At 66.2% G+C, this 25,576-nt stretch carries 28 protein-coding genes; 19 read left to right on the plus strand and 9 right to left on the minus strand.

The window, feature by feature from the left end:
* Window positions 1-67: 67 nt before the first annotated feature.
* The 5 genes from CVV72_RS41165 (at window position 68) to CVV72_RS41185 (ending at window position 4,968) form a co-directional block, all read left to right on the plus strand.
* Window positions 68-862 carry an RNA polymerase sigma factor gene (locus tag CVV72_RS41165; protein WP_219154543.1) on the plus strand — a complete coding sequence of 265 codons (795 nt, stop codon included), beginning with the start codon at window positions 68-70 and terminating at the stop codon, window positions 860-862.
* Window positions 855-1,622, plus strand: a complete 768-nt coding sequence (gene shbA, locus CVV72_RS41170; RefSeq protein WP_255632828.1) for an RNA polymerase sigma factor ShbA — start codon at window positions 855-857, stop codon at window positions 1,620-1,622. Before CVV72_RS41165 ends, shbA begins: the two co-directional genes overlap by 8 nt.
* A gap of 14 nt (window positions 1,623-1,636) precedes the next feature.
* Complete coding sequence (locus CVV72_RS41175) at window positions 1,637-2,272, plus strand: hypothetical protein (RefSeq protein WP_255632829.1); 636 nt, start codon at window positions 1,637-1,639, stop codon at window positions 2,270-2,272.
* A 769-nt stretch (window positions 2,273-3,041) separates the two neighbouring features.
* A complete protein-coding gene (locus CVV72_RS41180; protein ID WP_219154545.1) occupies window positions 3,042-4,145 on the plus strand; it encodes a response regulator in 1,104 nt (367 codons plus the stop codon).
* A 262-nt stretch (window positions 4,146-4,407) separates the two neighbouring features.
* Window positions 4,408-4,968: a hypothetical protein gene (locus CVV72_RS41185; RefSeq protein ID WP_219154548.1), complete on the plus strand. Its 561-nt coding sequence runs from the start codon at window positions 4,408-4,410 to the stop codon at window positions 4,966-4,968.
* A gap of 65 nt (window positions 4,969-5,033) precedes the next feature.
* On the opposite strand, the gene CVV72_RS41190 is transcribed toward CVV72_RS41185, so the two are convergent.
* Window positions 5,034-5,885, minus strand: a complete 852-nt coding sequence (locus CVV72_RS41190) for a DUF4062 domain-containing protein (protein WP_219154551.1) — start codon at window positions 5,883-5,885, stop codon at window positions 5,034-5,036.
* Window positions 5,886-5,888: 3 nt separating this feature from the next.
* Window positions 5,889-6,659, minus strand: a complete 771-nt coding sequence (locus CVV72_RS41195; protein ID WP_219154553.1) for a YfbU family protein — start codon at window positions 6,657-6,659, stop codon at window positions 5,889-5,891.
* Between the two features lie 149 nt (window positions 6,660-6,808).
* Here CVV72_RS41195 and CVV72_RS41200 point away from each other — a divergent pair, with 149 nt between their 5' ends.
* The 6 genes from CVV72_RS41200 to CVV72_RS41225 all read left to right on the plus strand — a co-directional run bounded on the left by CVV72_RS41200 (window position 6,809) and on the right by CVV72_RS41225 (window position 10,285).
* The gene (locus tag CVV72_RS41200) at window positions 6,809-6,997 is read left to right on the plus strand and encodes a hypothetical protein (protein ID WP_219154557.1); all 189 of its coding nucleotides are present in this window, start codon (window positions 6,809-6,811) and stop codon (window positions 6,995-6,997) included.
* The gene (locus tag CVV72_RS41205) at window positions 6,994-7,182 is read left to right on the plus strand and encodes a hypothetical protein (RefSeq protein WP_219154559.1); all 189 of its coding nucleotides are present in this window, start codon (window positions 6,994-6,996) and stop codon (window positions 7,180-7,182) included. Before CVV72_RS41200 ends, CVV72_RS41205 begins: the two co-directional genes overlap by 4 nt.
* Before the next feature lie 22 nt (window positions 7,183-7,204).
* Entirely contained in the window at window positions 7,205-7,447 is a 243-nt protein-coding gene (locus CVV72_RS41210) for a hypothetical protein (protein WP_219154562.1), read from the plus strand.
* 3 nt (window positions 7,448-7,450) lie between these two features.
* Window positions 7,451-8,038, plus strand: coding sequence for a hypothetical protein (locus CVV72_RS41215; RefSeq protein ID WP_219154564.1), 588 nt, complete (start codon window positions 7,451-7,453; stop codon window positions 8,036-8,038).
* A gap of 161 nt (window positions 8,039-8,199) precedes the next feature.
* Entirely contained in the window at window positions 8,200-8,436 is a 237-nt protein-coding gene (locus CVV72_RS41220) for a hypothetical protein (RefSeq protein ID WP_255632830.1), read from the plus strand.
* Between the two features lie 43 nt (window positions 8,437-8,479).
* Entirely contained in the window at window positions 8,480-10,285 is a 1,806-nt protein-coding gene (locus tag CVV72_RS41225) for a site-specific integrase (RefSeq protein WP_219154567.1), read from the plus strand.
* Window positions 10,286-10,839: 554 nt separating this feature from the next.
* On the opposite strand, the gene CVV72_RS41230 is transcribed toward CVV72_RS41225, so the two are convergent.
* The gene (locus CVV72_RS41230) at window positions 10,840-11,124 is read right to left on the minus strand and encodes a hypothetical protein (RefSeq protein ID WP_219154569.1); all 285 of its coding nucleotides are present in this window, start codon (window positions 11,122-11,124) and stop codon (window positions 10,840-10,842) included.
* A gap of 492 nt (window positions 11,125-11,616) precedes the next feature.
* Between CVV72_RS41230 and CVV72_RS41235 the strand changes: the two genes are divergently transcribed.
* The gene (locus CVV72_RS41235) at window positions 11,617-11,778 is read left to right on the plus strand and encodes a hypothetical protein (protein ID WP_219154572.1); all 162 of its coding nucleotides are present in this window, start codon (window positions 11,617-11,619) and stop codon (window positions 11,776-11,778) included.
* Window positions 11,775-12,251, plus strand: a complete 477-nt coding sequence (locus CVV72_RS41240; RefSeq protein ID WP_219154575.1) for a hypothetical protein — start codon at window positions 11,775-11,777, stop codon at window positions 12,249-12,251. Before CVV72_RS41235 ends, CVV72_RS41240 begins: the two co-directional genes overlap by 4 nt.
* A 297-nt stretch (window positions 12,252-12,548) precedes the next feature.
* Here CVV72_RS41240 and CVV72_RS41850 read toward each other — a convergent pair whose 3' ends face one another.
* Window positions 12,549-12,671 (minus strand): hypothetical protein, encoded by a 123-nt coding sequence (locus tag CVV72_RS41850; protein ID WP_255632831.1) that lies wholly within the window; start codon window positions 12,669-12,671, stop codon window positions 12,549-12,551.
* A 231-nt stretch (window positions 12,672-12,902) separates the two neighbouring features.
* Between CVV72_RS41850 and CVV72_RS41245 the strand changes: the two genes are divergently transcribed.
* The 3 genes from CVV72_RS41245 (at window position 12,903) to CVV72_RS41255 (ending at window position 16,318) form a co-directional block, all read left to right on the plus strand.
* Window positions 12,903-14,252 carry a helix-turn-helix transcriptional regulator gene (locus CVV72_RS41245; protein WP_219154578.1) on the plus strand — a complete coding sequence of 450 codons (1,350 nt, stop codon included), beginning with the start codon at window positions 12,903-12,905 and terminating at the stop codon, window positions 14,250-14,252.
* A gap of 702 nt (window positions 14,253-14,954) precedes the next feature.
* Complete coding sequence (locus tag CVV72_RS41250; protein ID WP_219154580.1) at window positions 14,955-15,206, plus strand: hypothetical protein; 252 nt, start codon at window positions 14,955-14,957, stop codon at window positions 15,204-15,206.
* Window positions 15,203-16,318, plus strand: a complete 1,116-nt coding sequence (locus tag CVV72_RS41255) for a hypothetical protein (protein ID WP_219154583.1) — start codon at window positions 15,203-15,205, stop codon at window positions 16,316-16,318. The genes CVV72_RS41250 and CVV72_RS41255 overlap by 4 nt, the downstream gene beginning before the upstream one ends.
* Before the next feature lie 115 nt (window positions 16,319-16,433).
* On the opposite strand, the gene CVV72_RS41260 is transcribed toward CVV72_RS41255, so the two are convergent.
* On the minus strand, window positions 16,434-16,967 hold the full coding sequence (locus CVV72_RS41260; RefSeq protein WP_255632832.1) for a hypothetical protein: 534 nt from the start codon (window positions 16,965-16,967) through the stop codon (window positions 16,434-16,436).
* A gap of 131 nt (window positions 16,968-17,098) precedes the next feature.
* The gene (locus tag CVV72_RS41265) at window positions 17,099-18,253 is read right to left on the minus strand and encodes an amidase domain-containing protein (RefSeq protein ID WP_219154586.1); all 1,155 of its coding nucleotides are present in this window, start codon (window positions 18,251-18,253) and stop codon (window positions 17,099-17,101) included.
* 901 nt (window positions 18,254-19,154) lie between these two features.
* On the opposite strand from CVV72_RS41265, the gene CVV72_RS41270 reads away from it, so the two are divergent.
* The gene (locus CVV72_RS41270) at window positions 19,155-20,243 is read left to right on the plus strand and encodes a site-specific integrase (protein WP_219154588.1); all 1,089 of its coding nucleotides are present in this window, start codon (window positions 19,155-19,157) and stop codon (window positions 20,241-20,243) included.
* Here the strand turns inward: CVV72_RS41270 and CVV72_RS41275 are convergent.
* Entirely contained in the window at window positions 20,240-20,560 is a 321-nt protein-coding gene (locus CVV72_RS41275) for a hypothetical protein (RefSeq protein ID WP_219154591.1), read from the minus strand. The two genes, CVV72_RS41270 and CVV72_RS41275, sit on opposite strands and share 4 nt — an antisense overlap.
* A 143-nt stretch (window positions 20,561-20,703) precedes the next feature.
* The gene (locus CVV72_RS41280; RefSeq protein ID WP_219154593.1) at window positions 20,704-21,729 is read right to left on the minus strand and encodes a hypothetical protein; all 1,026 of its coding nucleotides are present in this window, start codon (window positions 21,727-21,729) and stop codon (window positions 20,704-20,706) included.
* 196 nt (window positions 21,730-21,925) lie between these two features.
* Here CVV72_RS41280 and CVV72_RS41285 point away from each other — a divergent pair, with 196 nt between their 5' ends.
* On the plus strand, window positions 21,926-23,497 hold the full coding sequence (locus CVV72_RS41285) for a hypothetical protein (protein ID WP_219154596.1): 1,572 nt from the start codon (window positions 21,926-21,928) through the stop codon (window positions 23,495-23,497).
* A gap of 183 nt (window positions 23,498-23,680) precedes the next feature.
* Window positions 23,681-24,070, plus strand: coding sequence for a hypothetical protein (locus CVV72_RS41290; RefSeq protein ID WP_219154598.1), 390 nt, complete (start codon window positions 23,681-23,683; stop codon window positions 24,068-24,070).
* A 225-nt stretch (window positions 24,071-24,295) separates the two neighbouring features.
* Here the strand turns inward: CVV72_RS41290 and CVV72_RS41295 are convergent, their stop codons facing one another.
* Window positions 24,296-24,739, minus strand: coding sequence for a hypothetical protein (locus CVV72_RS41295; protein ID WP_219154601.1), 444 nt, complete (start codon window positions 24,737-24,739; stop codon window positions 24,296-24,298).
* Window positions 24,740-25,576: the final 837 nt, after the last annotated feature.

The raw sequence follows: 25,576 nt of genomic DNA on the forward strand, positions 1-25,576 counted from the left end.
AGCTGGTCACGACCAGCGAGCGAAACTCAGGTGCAACGCAATCGCGGGAATAGCGACTAGAACGAGTATGCCCGCCCCGCCACCGCCGACGCCGCCGGAGGAGGACGATCCCGGCCTGCTGGCCGCCGCGCGGGACGAGGCCGAGCGCCGGGCCGCGGAATCGGAGACCCGCCGCAAACGGGACCTGGACCTGCGTGACGAACTCGCCCTCGAGGACTTCTCCGGGATCGGCTGGGACCGCTACGCCAACGAGCTCGCCCGCTACGGAATCGCGGTCATGGTGGTGTGGATGCGCACAGGCAAGATTTTCGTGGAGTGCGCCCGTCTCTTCCGCGCCCAGGGCCGCAAGAAGTTCGCGTTGCCACCCTCACCGGAGAACTGGACGGACGAAGACCGCGCCGACATCGCGGCCGTCCTGGTCACCAAGGCGCTCACGACGTTCAAGCAGAAGGCACTGCGCGCCGGCGGCTGGACCTACGCGGGGGGCGCGAGCTTGAGCACCTACTTCATTGGGACCTGCACCTACGAGTTCCCCAACGCCTACACCCAGTGGATCGGTCAGTACGCGGCCGCCGCCGAGCGAAGACGCTGCGAGCAGGTCGTCGCCGACACTGTCGCGCGGCCGGCGGATCCCGCCACGGCGACGGCGCGCGCCGATCAGGTTCGCCGCGCGCTGGCGCGGATCCGTGACGACCGGACCCGCATCGTCGTCCAGCTCAAGGCCGAGGGCTACAGCCACGCCGAGATCGCCGAAGTCCTCGGCGAGAACGGCTTTCCCGGCGAGAGCGACAACAGCGTGCGCGGGATCTGGCAGCGCCACAAGCAACGGATGCACCAGGAAGGAGGAGCCGACGATGTCTGAACTCGCCCACGTCGTGCTGGCCACCGACCACAAGGTGGACATCCTCATCGAGGAGTCTTCGCTCGGTACCGCCGGCGCGCGTCAGCTGCGACGGCGTGTCTCCGACGAGACGGCGAACAAGGTCGTCGCGGACGCCGAGGCGGCACCGGACTCCACGGACATGCCCGCTCGCCCTGGACCGACACTCACCGCGGACGCGCTGGAGGGCTTGCTGCCGGCCGCGATCTCCGGCGACCGCGGCGCCATCGGCATGGTGCTGGTCATACTCCGGCCGATGGTCGTCAAATACTGCGTCACGCGGATCGGCGTGGACTCGTCGTCCATCGCCACGGCGGAGGACCTCGCCCAGGAAATCCTCATGTCGGTACTGGTCGCTCTGCCGCGCTGCCAGTACCGCGATGGCAGAACCTTCATGTCGTACGTCTTCGGGATCGCAGCGCACAAGGCCGCCGACGTCCGTCGCGCGGACGCCCGTGACCAGGCCGAAGCCGTCGACGAACTGCCCGACGTCGGCGACGAGGACAACGCGCCGGAGCGAAACGCCCTCGCGGACGAGCGTTCCCGCAGGCTCGGCCGCCTCTTCAGCGTCCTCTCGGCAAGACAGCGCGATGTCCTTGTGCTCCGCGTCATCCACGGCTTCTCAGCGAACGAGGCAGGAGAAGCCCTCGGCATGTCACCGGGCCAGATCCGTGTCGCACAGCATCGCGCACTCAACCAGCTCCGACGCGTACTGGGGAAGGACCCCGACTTCTGGAACTGACCTACGCCGTTCCCGTGGTGGAACGCGGCTCACCTGGGGAAACCGGCTGGCGGCGGAAGGTGCTGGAGGGGATCGAGCCGCCGGACAAGAACCTCATCGCGATCACCCCGTCCTACAGCCACGCCGATCTCTCGGCGACCGGCATGTCCCCGCACGACCTGCTCGACGTCGCGCGCCAGCGTGGCCTCGAAGGTCTGCTGGTGAAGGCGATCCGGTCGAAGTACGTCCCGGGACGCCGGTCGCCGGAGTGGATCAAGCACCCGTTGATCCAGACCCTCGAGGTCGTGGTGTGCGGGTGGCGTGCCGGGCAGGGCCGCCGCGACGGGATGATCGGCGCGCTGCTGCTCGGCGCCCACGACCCCGACTCCGGCGACCTCGTCTACATCGGCGACGTCGGCACCGGCTTCACCCACCAAGCCCTCGTCGACGCCCAGGAGAAACTCGCCCCGCTGACCCGGAAGACGAGCCCGTTCGCCGACGAGGTGCCCCGGGACCGCGCCAAGAACGCGAAATGGGTGACGCCGAAACTTGTAGGCGAGGTCGTCTACCGCCAGTTCACCCCCCGCGAACACCGCCTCCGCCACACCGCATGGCGGGGATGGCGCCCAGACAAGAACCTGGCAGACGTCCAGGTCCCCGGGAACGGCTAAGAGGCCTGGCTGGCGGTTCGCCGGCCGCCGGGCACCCGCCGCTTCCGCGAGCGTTGCTCCGGATCCGACAAGCAGCTTCGGTGGCGACGGGGCGTAACAAAATTGGCGGGCTTCCTGCGCTCACAGCAAGCCCGCCGAGGTCTGTGCCCATTCCGGTAAGAGTGGCCCAGCCCGTATACCAATGTCGCCCGACGATCTTCGCCAGCACAGAGGTAGCAAGTCCTGCTCTTGGGCAAACAACGCGGTGGAAGTTGACCAAACAACGTCGAAGTGAAGTCAAAACATCGCTCTCTGGTGCAGCCAGGTGTTCTGCAGGACGATGACGGGTGACGCGATGTGGACGAGGCCTGTCGGGAGCGCTCACTCCCTACTGGCGCTGTCTTGTCTGCCTGCGCGCAGCCCATTCCGGTACTGAGAAAGGCATGCGATGGTCCCGCCTTCCCGCGGGCGCCCGAGAGCGCCCGCATCCGCCTCGTTGATTGTCCGTTCGGTCTGGAGGCCTCGTTCAGCCCATGCGTTCAAGCTGGTCAGCTTCGGCCTGATCGCATGTTTCGTGGAGATGCTCATCCTGCAAGGACATCCCGTCGTCGTCGCCGTGTCTGCAGCCGTGGCGATTGCGACGACCGCAGGGCTCGGCCGCGGACTGGCCCAGCGCCAACGCGGCCTCATACCCTCCTAGAGCAAAGTTCGGTGTGCTCGCGAACTCCTTCGCGAGCACACCGAACCGCAGGTACGACTCCTTATGCCTCGTGCCGAGAAACCTCTCGACATGACCCGCGGCCCGGTCGCGGAGTTCGCTGCAGAACTCCGCGCGCTGCGCCGCTCCGCCGGCACGCCCACCTACCGGACTCTGGCACGGCGAGCCAATTACTCGATCACGGTCCTCTCCCAGGCCGCCGCTGGTATCGCGGTGCCGGCCTGGCCAGTTGTGAAGGCCTTCGTCGCCGCCTGCGGCGGCGAGCCGTCGGAGTGGGAACATCGCTGGCAGGCCATGCGTCGCGACCAGGCCATCTACGACACCGCCGCGGCCCAGGCGCCACCGAGCGAACCACCAGCCTCCGACACCTTCCAGGCGGTACGCAGGGCACAAGATCGCCAGATCGTCAACGTAGATCCGTCCGACGTCCAGCCGATTGTTGGCTCCTTCGGGCCGACCATCCCCACATGGGCGAAGCTTCAGCTCGGCGTCTTGAAGGTCTTCCTGCTGGATGACCACGAACTCGTCAGGACCGGGCTGCGCACCCTGGTGGAAAGCCAGCCGGACATGCTCGTAACCGGAGAGGCCTCCACTGCAGCCGAGGCGAAAGCACGGATCCCTGTGTCGAAGCCGGACGTGGCGATCCTCGACATCCGACTCCCCGACGAAGACGGGATCAGCGTCTGCAGGTTCGTCCAGACGAACGTGAAGTCACCACCGGCGTGCATGATGCTGACGTCGTACGCCGACGACGAAGCCATGATCGCCGCACTTTCGGCGGGCGCTGCCGGGTTTCTGACCAAGGACACACGAGGCGAAGACATTCTCAAGGCGATCCGGGTTCTGGCTCGAGGGGGATCACTTCTGCACCCCGCGCTGCGAAGCTCGGCGCTGGAGAGGCTGCGAAGGCGAGATCAGGATCTCGCCGCCCTGACAACCCGGGAGCGCGTCATCTTCGAGCTGCTCGGCGAGGGACTGAACCGCAGTCAAATCGCAGAACGACTACACCTCGCAGAGAGAACCGTCGATCGTCTCATTACCCAGACCATGAGAAAACTGAGGGTCCCGAAGCGCAACGAGTTGGTGGCGCTCGCCGCCCGTTTCCTGGAGCGTCGGCAGAACAACGCCGGTGCCCGAGCGCTCGCTGAGCGGCTCAACACCTTCTATGCCGACTGAGACCAGGAGGCCTTCACACCAAGGAATGAAGCCCTGCAGGTCGTTCCATAGCCGCGCTGGCTGGTCCGACGCTGCAAGAAACTTGTGATGAATCGGCTATGCTGACAGTGGCCGGTACGCAGGCCTATCTCCGAGCGCCGATCCCGCCCACGCCGGCGGCGCGTCGAGGACAAGGTTCACAGAATCGCGTACAACTGCTCGTCGGTTCGATCCATGTACCCCGGCGAGGCTGCGTGGGAACCTCGCGGTGAGGACATTGGACATGACCCCAGCCCGCAAGCGCAAAGAGATCATTCACGCCCGTCAGCACGCGTTCGACGTGACCTACCGGCAAGCCCGCCGCGACGTCGAAAAGGAACTGGCGATCACCACCAAATTCCCCCAACTCACCCCGATCTGGGACAAGGGCCTGGCCGACACACATTGGCCGATCCCGACCGTCAGTCAGCACCGCGCGGCCCTCGGCGCGATCGAGCTGGCGCTGCGCGACAGCTACATCCTCGACGGCGTGAAGCAGCGTGACCGGTGGCGCACGATCGACGGCCACATCGACCTCGACTGGGTCGGCGGCCCATACGCGTGGGAAGTCGTCCGCGAGCTGCTGTACTTCGCGGAGAACCCGGACACCGGCACCATCGAGCCGGGCGAGCTCCTGCCCGGGATCAACGCGCTCGGCGAGCTCAATGCCGTGTGGCTCGACGGTGTCCGAGTCCGGTTCCGGCCGTTCCGGCCGGTCGGGCTCACGCCCGGTCGGATCGCGATGTGGCGTCACCCCGACGAGGACGATCAGTTCGAGGAAGCTGACGACGAGCAGTCCGCTTAACCCGCCCTTCGGCCTGCCGACGGCCACCGTCGGCAGGCCGAAGGCAGTTCCGGATTCGGACGTCGTCAGCCGACGTGGAAGTCCTTGTGCTGCTGCTCGCCGTCCTCGGTCCATTTGATCCGCAGAACAGGCTCTTCGCCGCCCATGGTGAGCATGTAGGGCAACCTGCGTGTTTGTCCCTTGTGGATGACCGTGGCCGAGTCGCCGACGGCGAGATGCAGACTGGAGCTCTCACCCACCACTTCGTACTGAACCGCCTCGGCGTCCACGGAGCTGGTGTTGGTGATGTCGAACCAGCGGCGGGTGCTGTATTTCGCCTTTCCGCGCTTGTCCGTCCCCGAGAACTCGCGCTCGTGCTGAGGCTGCACGTCGAAATCCACGCCTGTCTTCGGCGCGTTCGCGGGCACGTCCACGGCGACCTTCGCAATGTCGTGGTCGATCGCCTGACGTACCTGGTGAGCCAGATCGCTGAGGTCGTTGAACTGTCCCAGCAGCCCTCGGTCCTGAAGGTCTCGTTTGAAGTTGCGGAGCGCATCGAGTTGCGTCGTGTCGACGTCGCTGGGCAAGGGCGCCTTTGAGAAGTAGAGGTGGACCGGCTTTCCCTGGTCGTTGGCGCGCTGGATCTCCTCAGCGGTTCCCGAGACAGCGGCCGGGGTGGGGGACCCGAGCCTGCTGCCGAACACAGCGAACACGATGTCGGACTCGTCGACCCCCTGGGTGTTGATCAGCTCCTGGGGGTGCCCACCGAGGACTGGAACTGCCGCGGATTCCCAGCGCCATGGCTGCAGGATGATGCGCTTGTGGTGGGCGTTGGCGGTGTTCCAGCTGTAGATCGCCTTCTCGATCGCGTCGCGGGCTTCCGTGACGTCACCCGGGGAGGCGATCATCACGCGCAAGACGTGTGCCGTGTAACCCATGTGTCACCAATCCCGCGAAGTATTGAGGCCAACGTTCGTTTGAGGTGGATTGAGCATCGTTCGCAGGTTGTCTGCGTCGAAGAGGTAGGCGTCGAAGCCGCCGCCGCGGTCGGCCTCGCGGACGCTAACGATCGTCTTGTAGGTCTCCAGCATTCGCTGGTAGGACTTCAGCATCCGCATATGTGAGTTGCCGTGGTCGTGATCGGCGTCGAAGTGGTATGCCAGAGGCTCCCAGCGGCCGTCGTCGATGAGGTATTTGGCGAAGCTGGCGAGACGCCGTTCCTGCGGGTTGTTGTGATCGAACCCGCGGAACAACAACGAGCGCGAGAACCCAGCCCCCAGTTCGGCTTCTGCGTCCTCGCCAAGCCGATCGACCGCAGCCTCCAGCACAACGAACATGTCCAGGATGTCCATCACCAAGGCGCAGTCAGCCGGCGGCATCTCGGGCTCGACTCCGATGAACTCCTGGTGGTACTCCGAGGTGAAACCCTGCCGGAGCACCTGCATCCTACGTTCGTGGTGCCGGGTGTCCTCTTTATTAGAGGTGAGCCGTTTCAAGATCTCGTGCTGCAGTTCCAGGATGCGCCGTTCCACCACGGTTAGGTTCTGAGGCGCTACCGACTCCGTCTCGGGCGCTCGAAGATCGACGTCGCGTCCGAGTAGTCCATCGATCGCTTCACGCAGCAAGGTGCTGATGGTCGTGTCGCGCACCTGGGCGAGGCGATCAAGTCCGGAGCGCGCCTCTTCGTCAATCCGCAGTGTCAGCGTTGCCATCCTCTCAGCGTATTACGTAATACGACATGTAGTCAATACTGCGTTGTGAACTACGTCCTGCGTACTTCACTCGACCGGCGGCGTACTTGTCTGAGTACTACCGATATCTTGGGTTATCGGTAGTAGTGTCGGGGCAGAGGAGACCAGCAGTGAACGAGCCTGAATCGCACGAGAGCGCACTGGAAGGTGAACGCGTGCGCAGCCTGAACGAGCCCGCCGGTCGCATCCCGGTCTTCGAGGACGAGGCCTGGACCGTCTTGCAGACGATGCCGCCGTCGGAGAACGTCGTCGACGCCTGGCGGGCCATCCAGCTCGACGCCCGGGAGGGACGGCCATGACCGCCCAGCGCAGGATCGAGACCGTCGAGACCGTCTTGTCCGGCGAGCAGATCGTGCAGGCCGACGGCCGGTGGGACCGCGTCCACGGCGTCGACCACGAGCGAGAGAAGGACGCGGTGTTCGTCACCGCCGATCTCGCCCGCGACGTCCGCTACGCGGTCGGAACCCTCGTCACGATCGTCTGAGCGAGAGAAAGAGGAAGACCTGATGCCCGGTCTCGCCAAGAGCGATGCCGCCGCGATCAGCGGCTGGCTGCAGACCGACGCCGGCGTCGCTCCCGACCGGGCCGAGGCCGCCGGCCGGGAGCTGGCCGCCTCGTGGGGCGAAGGCGACCTCGCGTACCAGACGGGGGCTGACATTCTCGGCGATCACCTCACCGACGACGAACCGCGCCCGAAGCTGCTCGCCGACGACCTGGCGGCCGCGTTCAGCATCACCTTGGAGGACTGACTCATGGCCGCGCCGTTGCTCGAGCATCCGCGATCGCAGGACGCCACCGGCGAACTCGCGGCGATCATCTGGCAGCTGGAGGCATATGCCGGGCACTGGCTTCCCCTCGACGAGCTGTCCGCGGTCACCAGCTGGATGGAGGACAACCGCCTGGTGCGGGCGACCGCGCAGCACCCGGTCGTCGTCGTGGCGGGCTGGATCACCTACGGCAAGGACCTTTCCGACGCCATCGTCCGGGCACCGCAACGGGAGATCGTGACCACGACCGTGCCGCTGAGGTCCGCGCCGCCGGTGGTCACCCGGCCCGCATGCTCGCCGGAGGCGATGGCCGCGCTGCAGCAGGCCTTCCGCGACCACGAGTGGTCTGCGGGTTTCGGCGGGGTCTGCGTCGACTGCAGCGACACCACCCTTGGCGACGACGGCCAGATCCGCTGCCACCGCGACAACGTCGTGGCCTGGCCGTGTGGTCCGGTCCGGGACGCGTTCGCCCTCGCAGGACTGCCCATCCCGAACGATGCCGGGCGGCAGCCACGACTGGCACTCGGGGACTTCCTCGACCCGGCCGTCCACGCTGAAGCCCACTTTTCCTGACACTGCAACGAAAACGATGCACTCAGCTCCACTTCGCGAAACGGAGAGCCATGCCTGGGCGGACTGCAACGGCGGCCCGGCCTGCTCAGCCCGATGTGGTGCCCATGTGGAGCCGAGCTTGTTCCCTGACCGAAACCTCTTGTCCAGTAAGGAGATCAGCCATGGCCGACACACCGAAGGACATCGCCGCGCACCTGCGCACGCTCGACACCGAAAGCGACGGCGCTACCTACCTCGACACGCTGGGCCTGGACCACGACGGCCTGCTCGCCGTCGCGGCCGAGCTGCAGCTCACGCGCGTGGATCGGCTGAGCAACACCGAACTTCGGAATCGGGTGCTCAGGCAGGCGATCGGCGCCCGCCGCAAGTTCCAGGGCCTGCGTGACGGCTGGCAGTGATCGACCCGACCTTGGCCGCGAACACCACGACGAAAGCTGGAGCATGACGACCATCCCCGCCCGCGAGGACCTGCTGTGGGCCGCCCGCGCCTGCGACGACGCGCTCGGCCGGTTCGCCGGCGACGAGCCCGGCCGGGTGCGGGCGGGGGAGTTGCTCGCCGGCGCGGCGAAGGCCTGCCGGGTTCTCGCGGCCGCGCTCGACACCGACCCGACCTTGGCCACCGAGCCGTCGTCGACCAGTCGGCTGCGCCTGGTGGATCTGGTCGTCGAGCTCACCCGGCAGCTGCGGCCGCTGCTGGTCCAGGCCGAGCTGGACGACAACGCCTTGGATCGCTGGGACGAGGCCGAGGCGCTCGCCGCACGGCTGCACGAGCTCGTCGACGAGGCGATCGCGACCGTGCCGCGCGCCGATCACGCCACCGAGGCCGGGTCCCGGCAGATCTCCCGGGCCCGGCTCGCCGCACAGGACGGCCTGGTCCGGGACGCCGCGGCCGCGTTGCGTGCGGCCGTCGACGCCGCGCTGCAGGTGCCATACCCAGATCCGCTGGCGCTGTCGCTGGACGCGATCGCCTCCCAGCTCGAACGGCATCACGCCGACCTGGCCGCGGTCTCGGTCGACGTCGGGCCGGAGGATGACGGGTTGCTGGATCCGGATCGGCGGGCGGAGCTCGCGGCCGCGGGGGAGTTGCTGATCGCCGAGGACGCGGCCCCGGCCTGGGCACGGCCCACGATCGACGCGGCCGCGCTGTGGTTGCACACCGCCTACGAATCGGCGAACACGAAGAAGGCGCACGCCAACGCGCTCGGGATCCCGCGCGCTGATCAGCGGCTGTGGCGCGGGGAGCCGACCCACCGCAACGTGGTCGAGGTCCCGGCCGCGACGGCGTTCTTCCCGTGGTGCGTGGCGATGGGCCTGGACCCGCACACCGACATGACCCGCGAGCGGCTGCGGGCCTGGCTCACGCTCCAGGACGAGGCGAAGGTCGCGAAGACCACGCAGAAGGCCCGCCTGGGCGCGGTGTCGGCCTGGTACCGGGAAATGCGCTACCAGGGCAAGACCGGCTTCGAGGTGCCCGCCGCGCTGCCGCAGGAGGAACGCCGCACCCTCGGCGTGCTCAAACCCGCCCCGGCGACGCCGACCGTGCCGGTGACGATGGGACAGGTCCGGGCCCTGCGGATCTCTGCCGAGCGCTATCCCGGTCCCGCGCGCCGCCGCTACCGCGCCGCGGTCGCGGTGCTCACCGCCACCGGGATCCGCGCCGAGGAACTCTGCGCCCTCAACCGCCGCGACCTGCTTCGCGCCGGGCCGGACGGCGCCCCCGCACTGTGGATCGACGGCAAGGGCCGCAAACGGCGGTGGGTGAAACTGCCCGGCATGGCCGTCGAGCTCCTCGAGGACTATCTCGCCGAGCGCGACGCCGCCATCGCCCAGGTGCCGGCGCTGCCCGGTCAGGTCTCGGCGAAACCTGCCGAGCAGCCGCTGTTCACCACCGCCACCGGATCCCGCCTCGGCGCCCAGCAAGTCACCGACATGCTCCGCTACCTGTGCCGGCACCTCGTCCGGGCCGCGGCCGCCGCGACGTCCAGCACCCTGCGCGGGCACGCCGCGCAGCTGCGCCCGATCAAAGACACCGTTCACCCGCACAGCACCCGGCACTTCTACGCCGTCACCGCCGAGAACAACGGCGTCCCCATCCGCCAGATCAGCCTCGACCTAGGCCACTCCTCCGTCGCCGTCACCGAGGCCTACCTCGAACACGCCCGCGCCCTGCTCGGCTCCGCAGCCGCCATCGTCGCGGACCTCATCACCGCCGGTGAAGACCTCACGCTCATCCCTACCCTGAAATAGATTCCGGAGCAGTTGCAGCGTCATACAGGGGTTCTGCAGGCCCCGCCGACGTCGTAATGCGGCGAATACCGCCGCTGCGGCGGCATGCAGCTGCGGAATCCGTTCGGTGGCCGCGCCAGCGGCATAGCGATCTCACGGGAAATGATCCCGTTGATCGATCGTGACAATTTCGAGGCCTGAACGCGTAGCGCTTCAGGCCGTGTTTGACGACTCCAGGGTGGCAGACGCTGGTTGTCTGTTTGCGCCGTGACACGACGAGTTTGAAAGGCGGCTTTGGCGAGGCAAGCCCGACTTTGAAGAAAGTTCCCCTGTGGGAGAAGGTCGCCATTGCCAGCTCATCATGCCCTGGTAGAGGGCTTCGGGCCCGCCGAGTTCGGGGCACGGGCAAGGTATGTAAAAAGCTCCTTGAAAATTGAAAACTTATAATTCGAGGAGCCCGGCAATTTTCACCGGACCCCTCGAAGAAGAGCAATTTATCGCGTGCCCGGGACGTCTTTCGTCTTTCTGCACGGCGTGCCGGGCGCACCGCCGCCGGAACCAGTGATCCTCTTCCTCTAGAGGATGATCACTTTCTTGGTCTCGTTCTCGGTTTTGAGCGAGACTTCGGCTCCGTCGTCCTTGACCGCTCTGTACAGCACCTCGCCGTAGCCGATGAGTCGGCGGACCGCCTCGGTCAGCGTGACGCCTTCCTTGTCGATCACGTGCTGGAGCGCCTGGACGGTTTCGGGGTTCACCGCGACGTTGATCCTCTTCGGCGCCTTGGGCTTGGGATCGGCCGTGTTGTTGGTCGGCAGGGTGGTGGTCGCTTCCGTGGTGGCGGGCGTCGCGGTCGTGGGCATGATCTCTCCTTCTGGCGAGTCGTCATCCTCGCTGCCGCTGAGGAGCGGCCGACTGGTGTCGGCTCTGACGTCTCCAACAGCGAGGGCGTGTCGCTTACGTGGCCAGTGTGTGGGTAGTCGGCGCGTGGACTCTACTTGTTACGTGCCCTGGCCGCACAGGTTCAAACCTTTCAGGCCAGCTCCTCCCGAGCGATAACAGCACGTCACAGCCTAAATCCTCGCCGCTACCAGGTCCATCTATGTGGGCTGTACGTACATCCACTCAACCACTTTTCACTCGAAAGGGCCACTGCTTTGTTAGACGAGTCCCATCCAGGAGACACTTCACAGGTTTATCTCAGGCACATCGAAGCCACGTACGACACACTTGGAAGCCACGCTTCAGGTACAGTCACTGTGTGGTGGAGTTCACAAGCTGATCGTTACTCCGCCGCCCCCGAGGAAACCGAACCGACCCCCAGCCCCCGACCGTTCGACACCAGGAGGACTTCGATGCCCCAGCGACACACTCCGCAGGTCCAGCTGACCGGCACCGAAGCGGCGGCGTACGTCGACCAGAATGAGTACGAGGAACTCACGGCCAGAGGTAGAGAAGACGCTGCTCAGGTCCGTACCTCGCCTCTGATCGAGATCACCCCGGAACCCGGCGCATGAACGCCGGCGAACCACCCGGAGCCGACGTGCCCCGCCACCCGGAGGCTGATGCCGAGGGCGACCGCCCCGGCATCAGCCGCTCCGTATGGACATCGGAAGAGGACGATCGTGAAGTCCTGGATCAAGAAGACGGCTATGCGGATCACTCGCTGGCGTCACCAGGGGACTCGCCCCTGGTGACGTTGGAAGCGTGGAACGACGTCGGAGGTCCAGCACCCTCAGACCACCGGCTCGTCGTCCTCGCTCACGAGGAGAAAACTCGCGAGAGTAAGCACCGGGCGTGGATGCAGCTGCTTGTCCTGATCGGCGTCGGCGGCATCCTGCTAATCGTGTTCGTCCTCGTCCTCATTCCCGTCTGGAATCACGCAGAACTCGCCTTAGAGCTCGGCCGAATGATCCTTCCCACGCTCCTGGGATCAGCCGCCACCATCGTCGGCGCGCTCTTCATCGCCAAAGGACAGGACAAACCCTGAGCTCGTGGAGCTGAGTGGTGCCCTTTCCCGCAAGGACGCCGCTCAGCTCCACGAGACCGGGCACCGGGTGGGCACCGTCGGCCACTCCGGGCACGACATCACCTCGTGCTTGTCGCTCCAGGAAATGACGCCGCGCGGCGGCCTCGCCGCCCGGTACCTCGGCACCCGCGCCCGCGGACCACTCTTCCTCACCGTCCGCGCGGCGAAAGGCTCGTCGAAGGGCACCGTCCGCCCTGGCCGACCTCGACCCGGACACCGGCCGCGGCCGATACGGCTACGATGCTGCCCTCAAAGCGCTCAAGAAAGCCCGACCTCGATCAGCTCGATCCTGTTCTTCGCGTCGCTGCCCGGATCGATGAACATCAGCAGCGCGGTCACGGCCGCAGCCGCGATCAGCGCGACCGGGACGACGATGACCACGATCGCCCACCACCACCTGCCCCCGCGGTCGCGGTCGCGCCATCGTCTGGCTCGAAGAGCGGTGGCCTGTACCGGTGGCGAGCAACCGGGCATGCAGGTTCCGGGTTCGACGTTCGGGGTCGGACGACGGTTTTCAGTTTTCGTCGCACTCCCGCCGCTCGGCGTTGTTCAGCGCGCCGCTGTCTTGGAAGGTGGCATCACCACAAGGTGGTGACGCGGACGGGGCGGGGCATGGCTGACCAGTTGCTGAGCAGGGCGGCGTTGCTGCGGTACTGGCGGACCGAACTCGCCGGGATCAGGCAGGGCGCGGTAGCCAAAGCGGTCGGAGTTGTTAGCCCGACGACGATCCACAATTGGGAGACCGGCCGCACGGATGGTCCCAACCTGCGTCAACTGGCTGCCTTGGATGAGTGGTTCGGCGCTGGTGGCGCGCTGCGTGGCGTGTACCTCGCCCTGCGCACGCCCGACGCGCTGCTGCCCGCCGAGGACTGGTGGTGCAATTTCCAGGGTGAACCCGGACCATGCTGGGCGTGGTTGCGGGTTTCGGGCGCCCGGCCCAGCACCGCGCACGTCGAGGCCGGGCCCCTCCGGGTGGACTGTGAGATCCCGGTCGAATCCGGGCTTTTCCTGCAGGCGTACGCGTTCGCCAGCAATCCGGCGGTGCACGCGCGGATCGACGGCGGCGGCTGGGTCGACTTCGGTCACGGGATCCTGCCGAGCACTATCGGCGCCCCGGTGGTGGACGCGGTCGATGTCGCGGTCGTCGGGCCTCGCGGCGAACTCGACCAGGCGCTCGTGGCGGCCTCGAAGACGTGGCTGCCACACTGGAAGTACCAAGGCGACTCGCAGTGGTTCTTCACCATGAGGACAGACCTCGGTCGGCGGGTCGAAGTGGCGAAGAAGACGCTGTTGGCCGCCGCGAAGGCGGTGGTGTCCACGAAATCCGACGTTAGTTCCGCGGCCGCGTCGCTGGAGGACGTACCGCGCCACTGGGGTGGCGAACGCTACCGGGCGCTACGACAGGCGCGTGGCCTGAGTCTGCTGGACACCGCCGAACTCGCCTCCGAGGCGGACATGTCCCTGCCGCCGGTTACGAAAGACCACGTTCACCGGCTCGAACGCGGCGCTATGCCGCGCGTGCCGCAACTGGTTGAGCGGCTCGACGCGGTGCTTGGCGCAGACGGACGGACATGCACGGCCGAGGTCGCCGAGATCCAGGGCGCAGGTCGGTTCACCGAGATCACCTTCCCCGTGTACTGGGTGGGGCCGGTGTGGGTGCAGTTCCTGCGCGCTGGGCATGCTCACGACCACAGTGCCACACTGCTGTGGAGCCCGTGGCACAAGCGCCTCGACGTCCGCGACGGCGTGGTGGTGACAACGCGGCGCTCGGAGCCGGCGATGCCGCCGCTGCGGGTCGAACTGCAGCCAGGGTGGCGAGTGCGCGCGGGAGTCGGCGTCCATCCGCGGGCGGTGGACGTCACCGAGGGCTGGGGGCTGATCAGCCGCGAGGTCGGATTCCCCGCGCTCGCGTTCTACTTCTCCGTGATGGAGCGGGCGATGCGCGCACCGCGTCGCACTTAAGAGGCTGCTCGTGCATCTGAGATTCAGCACCCCGAAACAGGAGGATCTTTCCGTGTCGGTTCCGTCGGAGCGGCGTGTGGTGGTCCGACGTCGATCCACCAAGACGCGAAACCCCGGAGGGAGTCCCTCCGGGGTCCGGTTGGATGGGCACCGCGCCAACGGTGATCCATCGCTTCCCTTGGCTCGAGCCACAGCATTTAGTTCGTGCCCAGGGGACCGGCCCTTCCGGACCGGCGCAAGCAACTTTACCTCTGAACAGGGGGTGAGATCCGGGGAATCCGGATGGTTTTGGACAGCAGTTCGGTGTGTCCAAAATCGACCGTGGCGGCGCTCAACCTGGGTAAATACCAGATCAGGTTGCCCTAAGCAGCGGGTTCGCTCGCCGTTGTGACAGCGGTTCACTCTTCCGCGCTCATGATCTTGGACGCTGCAAGCTCGCCGATTAAGGCCGGTGAGACTCCGATTCTGGACAGTAGTTCGAGGAGATATCCCTCCTTCTCCTCGCCGTGATCTCCTGGCCAGGCTTACGATGGGCCTGCCCTCACGAGGCGTGCCGCACGGCAGCGTGAGGGTTGTTCCGTTCTTGGTGCGCCAACACCTGGGCGGAGCAGGCTGAGATCACAAGTCTTGAGCCACAGCACCTTTCGTCCTAGCCGCCCAATGGCACGCCGGGCGGCCCTCAAATCGTTCAGGGGAGTTCCTGTGACGTTGTCTTCTGTGCCGGACATGCCCGGCACCGTCCCAGCCCGGCCGCCGACGCACAGCGTCACGTGGCCGCAGGTCACCATGACCCTCGGCGTGCTCTTCTTCACCGGGTGGATGCTCACCCGCGGCTACGACTGGTACCTGGCGCTGCTGATCGCCAGTTGCGCCGTCGTGGTCGGCACCGGCCTGGTCTACCTCCCGCGGGGGCTCGTGCGTCTCGCCCGCGCGATCGGCAGGGAGGACCAGTGACGGAGAATCGGGATCACCCGAAACCCACCCTCGAAATGGTCCCCGTATCGCGGCCGCGCCCCTCCAGCCCCCAGCGGGACCTGCTCCAGCAGGCGAAAAAGCTGATCGAGAAAGACGTCCGGCTGACCTGGCTCAAGCGCAGGCCGGCGGACCAGGCCCTCGATGTCGCGGCGATCTTCTTCCTGGCGGAACGGACCGGGTTCGGGATGGACTTCGACGCGGTCATGGAGATCGTGCAGATGGCGATACGGGTCGGCGTCGAGGGCGCCGACCGGCGCGAGGGTGCCGGTGTCCTAGGCGCGCTGGAACTGCTGATCGAGACTCCCGACGACGTCTCCAAGGTCGTCCAGCTGGCCATGGACCGCGCCCAGATCGGCCATGGGCAGGTCGCGGCGAAGACCGGCATCAACCGCTCCCAGGTGTACAACCTCAGCAAGCAGGACGGGGCGCTCCCTCGCGAACCCGACCAGCTGCTCAAGTGCCTGCACGCCTGCAAGATGCCGACAGTGCAGATCGACCTGGTGGTCATGCAATGGCGGTTGTTGCGGGAACGTCGACGACGTGGGCTGTCGCTTGAGCTGCCGAGCCTCCCGATCCCAGTTCAGCGAAACAAACCGGCCATGCCGGTCGTGCCGACCGCCGAAAGGGAGATCGTCCCGGAAGACCACCCGGCGGAGCGGGATGCAAAAGCCGGCGACATCTCGAGTAGCGCCTCGAACATTCCGTTGGGCATCGTGCCGTTCCTCGCGCCGAGACCTTCCCGGACGCGGCAAACGGTGCTTCGGCTCGCCGAAGGCCTCCGAAAGCGCGGCGCGATGATCGCCATGCTGGTCATCATGATCCTCATGTTGTTCCTGCTCGCCGCGGACGACCTGCTGCCCAGCGAAACCATGACGGTCCTCCCGGTCTTCTCCACCGCGATCGCCGGCGGAAGCCTGGTCTTGACCTACACCGTTATCCGCAACATGCGGCAGGAACGTGGTGGCCAGGCCGAAGCTGGACGATCTCGACGTCCGGCTCTATCCGAGATGGAGTTGGGAACCGACTCCGAAGAGCAGAAGGTGGCCGTCCGCTCCACCGACGGCGTCTACAGACCACGCCTGGCGAGCTAGCCGGCCCTGGTCCGAGATGACAACGCAGAGAGGCCCGGCGTGACGAACACGCCGGGCCCTCTCTACGCGCCGCCGCACCCCGGCATCGTCGGCGCTGAACGACGACGGGCGGAAACTAAGGACCGCCCACTAGGTCGTACGCCAGGTAACAGTCATTGGAGGCCTCGACGATGACCTTCGTCGCTGTCTCGCCTTGTGGAAGGACGCCAGCGGTGAAAACGGGGTGTGAGGACCCGAGCATGGTGAAGATGTCATCGACCTTCACCAGCTCCCTGCCGTCGCCTTCTCCCAGGGCCAGTCCTGCACGAGGCGTGCAGTACGGCTTTGACCGCTGTTCAGGGGTCTTTTCGTCTTCGCACCATTGCGCGCCGGCGCAGGTCAGGTTGTTGCGGTAGTCCCTGCCGTTGTAGTCGACCTGATACGGAAGACCTCTCTCTCCCGATAGGGCGTAGCCGAAGTGGTTCGCCACCTTGGGGATGAACGCGGCACCACACAATGCGCCGAGAGCGACCAGCGTCGCGAGCGCCACTATCGCACCACGCCGGGGGATCCGGCGGCGGCGGGTCGTGTGCCGGTCGTCGGTGTCTTCATCGTCGTGGCGCGGTGTGGGCGCAGATTCCCGGCCCGGCATGGTGGCCCCTTTCGGCATGATGAAGTGCTCCTAACCACGGTAGCCGCGGCGCCCCTCCCGGCGCTCCGGCAAGGCGAGTAGCCAGGTTGGCCCCCTCGTAGCTGCGAGGGGGCCAACCTCTTCCTGGTCGGTTAAACCGCTGCTCGGCGTTATCCCGGAAGGCCCCGGGTGTCGAGGAAGTAGTACTTGGCGCCGGCACCGGCCCTTTGGGCCACGATGTTCATCGGGATGTTTTCCTCGTTGGCGGTGTGGTAGCTGACCTTGATCCTCGACCAGTCGTGGGTGTTGCCGGCGGGGTTCTCGGTGACGATCATGACGTGGTCGATGTGGCCGTCGGCCCCGTTCGCCCAGTCCGCGAAGACCAGGTCGGCGATCAGGGGAGTCTCGCCCGCGTAGCCGCGGAGACGCTTGCTGTAGTAGTAACCGAAGTACAGGAACTCGTGGGCGATGGTCCAGGTCCTGCTGTTCGAAAACCTGTTGTACTGAAACCACTTGTCCGGGCCGTCCGGTCCGGGGCTGCCGACGTCCGGCCAGCCACCGGCGCGCATGACCTGGGAGGCGAAGTTGGTGCAGTCGTTGCCGAAACGCTCGTACGCCGGGTTGTAGTTGAGGGCGAACGTGAGGGCGTAGCGGGTCGCGGTCTGGCGGTCGATCGGCACACCCCCGTTGATGCCGGCGGCAGGGGCGCTGCTGGAGGGCTTGGCTCCGGGGTAGTTCGGCTGGAGGTCCTTGGGGAGCGGGGGCTCGCTGGCCAGGTCACGGGGTGTGGCTGGCTTCAGCTTGACCGGGTTCACGTAGGGGATGGGGGCAGGCGTGTCGGCCGAGATGTCCAGGGCGTCGGAGGCGAGGACCCAGCCGGATCCGTGGCGCTGAAACTCGAGTACATGCGGCACCCGGTAACGGGTCGCGGCCGCCGAGTCCGGCGAGTCACGTCTCGTGAACGCCAGCTGGGTCTGCTCCTGGACCGTGACCCGGGCGGTGTCGCCCGTGACCGTCACCACCGGGGACACCAGGTCCACCCGGGCGTCCCGGTACTGGGCATAGGTGCCGACGGTCGTGGCCCGGAGGCGGTCCAGCCCGGGGATCTCCGTGGCCAGGCGGGCGGAGAACGGGCCGGTCGCCGATACGGATGTCAGCGCCGAGGCGGACAGCGCCGCAGGACGGGAATCGGTGACACGACTGGCCCGGTCCTGCAGATACTGCTGGGTCAGCGACAGCAGGCGCCCGGATTCGTTAACGGGCGCGGCCTGCGCGACCGCGGTCACGCAGAGCGGCGCGACCACCGCCGCCGTCGCGGTCAGCACCGCGACCCTGGTTCTGTTTCTTTCTCTGCTGAAAAAGCGCAAAATACCTCCTAGTGTGAATACGAATACCGCATACTCGGGTACCGCAAACTCAGTTCTACGCGGTACGCAGAACTGAGAGCTACCGGCGAGTTCGTCGAGTCGCCAGCGATTGGGGATTGCTCGCTATAAGGGGGTCGAAATAGGTAGTCCGGCGAACTGCCCGTGGTCGGCATGGGTGACGGAGCGGCGCGTGGCCGCAGCAACACCCCGCCATCAGGGTTCGCAGTCTCGTGGGCAGCCGTTTGACCTGCTCAGGATCCCGTCCCCAGGGGTGCAGGCTCATGCAGAGAAGCGCTGCCGAACCCGTGGAGATTTACGCTGGACCCATCGGATCAGCGGATATTCGCCGCCCCGAACCGCCTCCGCGACGAAAACCGCAAAATCGGCGATAAGTAGCAGAAACCCCAGCAGAGTCAATCCGTGAAAAGGTGTACATGCCCCCTCGCTTCCCTCTCCCGGATCAACCCTATCGGCGATAATTCACCAACGTCAAGACTGTTCTGTTGCTTAGCGAATGAACACTCCAACTGGCGTAGCTGTCGTGACTTATGCCTTAGGCATGGCTTGAAACCAAGCACTTAAGACGACTTGGCCGAGCTCATCACTCCTGCGACCAAAGGCTGTCCCGCGCAAGCTCGGCTCGTTGAAATCTGGGACACGGCAGGGGAAGGGGCTGGGCGTGGTTGAACACGTCCAGCCCCCTTCGGGTTCGTTGTCGTGCCGGTCCCGCCCGCTCGCGCTGCTCTGGGCGAGGTCGACCTCGGGTCGAAAGTGCACTTGTCAGATAATGACGTATTATCTGACAAACAACCGAGTGGCTCCTGCGAGAACGCCTCCGCGGGCTGCGCCCCTTTCGCGCGTGTTATCTGACAAGTACGGAATCGAGGTCTCGATGGGCACCGAACGGCACCTCGCCGTCGCGAAGACCTTCGGCGCGGCCGGCGCGGAGGAGACGTCCTTCGGCGTGCCGACGGCCGAGGCGCTCGCGTCGTTCCTGCGGCACCTCGCCGGGCGGCGCGGCCGGTCCGGCCGGATCACCTCGCCAGAGACCGTCCGCGCTTACACCTCCGCGTTGCCGACCGCGTTCGCCGGGATCGGTCATCTCGGCGAGCTCGCCGTCGACGGCGGCGGCCGCGAGCGGCTGCACGCCAACGTCCGCACCGCCTGGGGGAGGGCGGCGCCGGCGACGTTCAACGCCAAGCGCGCCGCGGTCGCCAGCGCCCTGGCCTACTTCGGCGACCAGGAATGGCTCACCGACCCGACCGCGGTGCTCGCCGGGCTCACCCGCCAGCCCCAGCCCAAACCCGACGACACCCGGGTCCGCGACCGCGAGCGGATCGACCGGCTCATCGCCGACAAACGCCGCCCGCTCGAAGACCGCACGCTCTGGTCGATGCTCTACGCCACCGCCGCCCGCGCCGAAGAAGTTCTCCGTCTCGACATCGAGGACCTCGACCGCGCGAACCGGCGCGCCCGCACCATCCGCAAGGGCGGCAAGGCCGACGACCTGCTCTACGACATCCGCACCGCCCGCATGCTCGGCCAGCTCATCGGCCGCCGCACCACCGGCCCGGTCTTCCTGTCGACCCGCGTCGCTCCCGACGACGGCACCGTCCTCGCCCGCGACGTCGACCCCGTCAGCCGCCGTCGGCGCATGACCTACCGCACCGCCGAACGCCACCTCGGCGCCGCGACCGACGGCTGGGACCTGCACGACCTGCGCCACTCCCGCCTCACCCACGCCGGAGAAGACGGCGCCACCGAAGCCGACCTGATGAACCTCTCCGGCCACGAAGACCGCCGCACCCTCCAGCGATATCTGAAGCCCAGCAAGGAGGGCACCCACCGCCGCCTCGACGAGCTCGACGCCCAACGCGGCGCTCGAACAGTCGGCGCCGATGAACTTGCGGCCCGAATGGCCACAGGGGTCGATCACCACCCGAGTTAAGAGTCTTGTCCGTTGCGCCAGTTCTTCCGGCGAAGCCGGGCGGCGATCATCCGAAGACGGCCGTGCTGTCGGCGCGGGACGGAACTCGCACCGGTGATCTGCTTGGGTTCCTCGACGCACGAGCACTCGATCTCCTCGGTGGTCGGCTCGTCGTCGGGCGCGCCGTTGATGGCGGCCACGATGCCCTTGACCGCCCAGAGGATCGGAGGGACGCCGAAAAGCAGCCAGGGGCTCAGGGAAACGAAGCACATCACCATGAAGACCAACAGCAGCGCCGCGATCGCTGCGATCACCTTGTCGTTAGATCCACCGCTCATACGCAATTGATATCCCGACAAAGGATTCGTGCAAAACCGCAAGGATGAAGACGCCCGCGAAAGCCTTTAGTGTTAACGAGTGGACAGATGCGTGATTCATCAACCGATCTTGAAGTATGTGATACGTGAATCCGCCCGGACGATCATGAAATCGTTCCCGACGTCACAATTCGCAGTTTGCCGTAGAGCGTCCGAAATCTTATCTGCGCATCCCTGCTGCCGTCTCTTTCCGGCGGCTGATGAAGCCAGGGGTACCGCGCCTTCATGTCTTTGACGAGTTCCCGGACGACCCGGGCGCCGCTGTCCCTGAAGGCGACCTTGATCGCTTCCCGCTCCTCGGGCGTGGCGTCTTCGGGGACGGGCGGGCGCTCCTCGGGTTCGGTGAGGAGCAGATCGAGGCGGTTCTTGGCGATCGTGGGGATCGGGCGGTACATCGCGCGCTTCTTCTTGTCTTCCAGCGCTTGACGGCGTTCGTCGCAGGCACGCTTGATGCATTGAGCACGCTCAAGTGTGTCGATGCCCCACTTCTTCAGCTCCCGCCAGTGGATCAACGTGGAGCTGGTCACGGAGTCCTGAAGCTTCTCCTGGGCCACGCCTCTCTGGTAGACCCGGAAGATGTTCCCGCCGAAGGGGATCGCCTCGGAGTAGCAGTGGCTGTCGCATGCGGCGCCGACAAGGCTGCGGACCTCCGGGTCGTCGAGATGCTCCTCGAGGTGGAAGACCTCGATTACGCCTGCCTCTTGGGACAAGTTCGCGTCGGCGCGGAAGGCCTCGGCCGCCGGTAGGGTGATCTCCCGGTAGCGCTCGATGATCTCGGCGAACGCCTTCCAGCGATGCTTCTGCCCGGCAGGCGGAGCGGACGAGGGCAGAACCAGCAGCACGCAGGTGAAGCCTTTCAGGCTTTTCACCGGCTGCTCGCCGTCCAAGCCCAGGTACTGGTCGATGCTACGCACCGTGACGTGCACCTGCTTCGCCCTGGCAGCGGCGACGACAGACTTCGCGGTGTCCTCCGCGGCCAGGCCGCGGTCGTAGAACAGCACCCAGTGACTCTTCGGAGCACCGTTGGGCGCGACCCAAGGGTCTGATTGTCGACGCGTAACCTCCTGCTCGGACTCATCGGGCTGAACTGCATCGGCGCCGGCACCGGCGGGGTCGGGGGCATCGGCCATAGGCGAAGTATGGAGCAATTGGCAAGCTAGCTCCACGTCCCAACGCAACTTGCAGAGTGGTTTACCTGAATTGATCATGAGATGCCGGAATTCACGCAAGTTGCGCCCAGTTCACGCTTCGCATATAGCGGCGCCGATTCACGCAATTCGCATATGCACACTTGTATTCATTGGTTCCTGACTTACGATTAGCCACGTGGCCGAACAGATCGCAACACGTTATGGTGCGCTCGGCTGGGAATTGTCCCACGCCGTGATTCTAACGATGGCTCTGACGGCACGCGACGGTTTGAGCGCCCTAGACGGGACTCATCGTCGACTGGGGCTGATGAGCACAATTACCGACGCTGGTGCCGCGGATCCGCCGAGTCAACGGTGGCGAGATCAGCTGATGCGGGACCTTTTTCCCAGTGCGACCTTCGTGGTTGACGTGACCTATCCACCGTCGGCTGATCTGCTGACAGTGGCATCCGACGACGCTACTGAACGCACGATCCGCAAACTCCTCATCGCAGCGGCGTCGTGGTTGCTGGCTGAAGCCTCCAAGCACGAGGAGCAGGCGTACTTCTGGGAGACCGTGGCCGAAACCTCCGAGGAGGAGGCCGAAGACCTGCAGAACCTGATCGACCAGGCAACCAGGGCCAGCTGCATTCTTCTCGATCACGCCGAGGCCGGTACCTGGCGCAGCCTCCTGGCACGCTACGCAGCCGCGCGTCCGTCCGCCGAGCACGTGTCCCCGACCGCGAGTGACCTCAGGAAATGGATCGAGGCCTTAGAGGTATCGCCAGCCCGCCTGCAGGCACTGCAGGCACTGCAGCGGGAAAAGTACGTGGTGCTCTGGACCCGCACCGGGACCGGGAAAACCACTGCTGCGCTGGAAGTCCTTCGGCAGGTGACCGGAAAAGCCCAGCTCGCTGAGCGGCCGCTGACCCTCATCGACCGCCAGATCGAACCGCTCACACCCTGGGCTGGCTGGGTTTCCACGTCCCAGCTCTGCCGTCGGAAACCGGCCGAGGAGGCACTCCGCAAGAGAAGCGAACTGCTATTGAGCGTCATGCGGGACGCGATCGCCAATCACGAACCAGACTGCCTGGTAGTCGACTTCTCCGGCTTCCCTCGTGCAGGCCTTCTCGACCTCCGGCGAGGTGTCCTGGCGTCTGAACAACCAGACGTCCTCGCACTGCAAGCTGCCGGGCTCGTTCCTGACCTCCGAGGGCGCGAGGTCCTGTTCACCGGCCTGGGAAACCCGCGGCTAGGCGCCTACTGGCGTGCCCTGTGCGAGGCCGGCGGGGCGAGCTCGGTCTCCATTCATCCCGCCGCGCCCGATGCGGAAACGTGTCTACCTTCGGCTCCGGCATCGCCGGAGCCGAAGAAGGCAGGCGCGCGCACGTTGCTCAACGGCATCCTTCACACCTGGGGAACGACCATCCGTGCCATCGCCGTGATGGTGGCTGTGGTGATCGGCGGGCTCGTCCCCCTGCTACTGCTCCGCTACGCCGAGATCGGCGCCAGCTACGTTTTCGCCAGCGTCTCCGCGATCTTCACAAGTGGCCTGCTTGCCCGATGGTTGACCCTGCGAACAGGCCATTCGAGATCACGAAAGCAGGCGATGATGTGCAGCCTGCTTCTCGATGGCGGTAGACATGGCTGGCGGGAAGGCGACCGCAAAAGCAGCTCACGCACCCCGCCGCCCGCGATGGTCCACATCGAAAGGACCTGGATGACACCCGAACCCGCTCCCCGGCAAAAGTTGCACGAACCGCTCTGACAAACGAGGTCGGCACCAACGGATCGATGCAACGAAGCAAGATCCAACGGTGGGGGCCGTCCACCGTGGCTTCCCTTACGCGCGGCGGCGTTCAGGCACGCCACCCACCCGAAGGTATAAAGCCCGGGAACATCGTGGTGAGCTCGGCCGTTGACTCTGGGCTGTTGGTCCGATCCCGCTGAGTTGTGGAGGAAAGCCATCAACACCGAGCCGCACGTTCCGGATCTGCACGAGAAGACGCTGCGCGAGAAGATCGACCAGGACACGAGACTGCTGGCTTCCCTGAACAAGAATTCCGACGCCTACCGGCGGTTGCAGGCCCGCATCGCCGAGCGGACCACCCGGTTGCTCGACTACGAGGACACTCTGGAGCAACGCCAGCGGCAGGCCGCCGTCGTGGCGGCCGAGCAGGCTCGCCGTGACAGTCAGAGTTCCGCGGTCGGCACCGGCCTGGTGCTCCTCCTGATCGGTGTGCTGGCCATCGTCGTCGGCTGGGGTACCTGGTGGATCGCCGCGGGAATCGTGGCGATCCTCTTCGCGGTCTGCTCCTTCGCTGCCGCCAGCGACATCTGAAGGGTTCGCGACCCGCCCAGGAGAAACCGCCCCTGAACGCACGAATGCCCCCGGCCGGGGACACCGGCTGGGGGCATTCGTTGTCCCCGCAGGAAAACCACCGACGTGCTGGCGGACTTCGGAAGCGGCTGCCGTTTCCGCTGGAGCGACGACCTCGTCGTCATCGTCAACACGATGCGTTCCTCATTCCACCTGCGGGGTGGCCAGGACGGGTTCGTCGGCGTTTCATGAAGACTCCTCTGTCACACGGTCGGTCGCCGGCGCGGATGCTGGGACACGGGGGATGACCATCGCGGCGAACAGCGGCCCTCCGACGGCGATCACGCAGATGAGGATCACGCCGGGCGTGGGGCTGTCCGGATGCAGATCGGTGAAACCTTTGGCGACGACGGTGGCCATGACCGCGCTGTAGAAGAGCAGGATCGGGCGGGCATGCCGCATCCTGACCTTGTCACCGGCGGCCGCGGAGAGCAGGAACGCGAGCGACATGAGGTGGACTATCGCCGCGGCGGGGTAAGCGATCGGCGGCCACATCGGCATGAGGATCAACCCGCGCGCGGCGTAGAAGACGCAGGAGACGGCCGTGACCGCCACCGCCACGATCGCGGTGATCAGCAGATGACGCGGTAAAGGGGCGTTCGCCTGACGTGTCGTCGGCTGACTGGTCACGGCTTGGCGCTCGGAGACACGCTGGCCGGTGCCGACGACGTGGGTGTGTCGGAGGGCCGCGTGTTCGGGACCCGCGGCTTGCCCGACACACAGCTGTCGACGAAGTACGACTGGTGCAGATCGCGCCATTCGTTGGTGACATGCCCCGTCGAATCGGCGGGTGTCCCGTCGCCGAGCAGCCGGTAGTTGGCGGTGCATTCGTCGTTCGTGGGCTGCTTGTTCTGGGTCAGCAGAATGTAGTGCGCGTCGGCGCCACGCTCGCCGATCTTGGCGCAGTTCCTCGACTTTCTGGTCCCAGGTCAGCGACGAGCACGCCGAGATCAGCAGCAGCGCCGCGCCGGCCGCTGCGGCGGCCACAGATCGTCCCCACCTCGATGTCATGCGCACAAGGTAGGCAGATATGCGCGGTCAGTAGCGAACCGTGGTGGGCGTGTCCACGGAAAACCCTGAAATGGAGCAGCGCCCCTGTCGGCGCGGCCCACGAAAAGTGCCCTGAACGCACGAAAGCCCCCGGCCGGCATCGGCCGAGGGCGTTCGTGGCGCTGCTCGTCAGTCGCCGATCCACATGACGAGTGGTTGGGCTTCGCCGCTGAGGTAGATGGCGGCGTCGTGGTCGGGACCGCGCAGGGCTTTGCGGTTGCTTTCGGGCGCGAGCTCCAGTTTTCCGGCTTTGGAGAGTCGTTTGAGGTGTTCGTCCTGGGCAGCGCGGCTCGCGCCTCGCTCGTCGAGGGGGGCGTAGTTCGACCAGGGCGACCCAGTCCCGGGGTCCGCGCGCGAGTTTGGTGATCTGCTCGCGGAGGAGGTTCTCCCACCGTTCGTCAGCGGACATGCTGGTCA

This window comes from Amycolatopsis sp. TNS106 (assembly GCF_019330265.1).
Lineage (GTDB): Bacteria > Actinomycetota > Actinomycetes > Mycobacteriales > Pseudonocardiaceae > Amycolatopsis > Amycolatopsis lurida.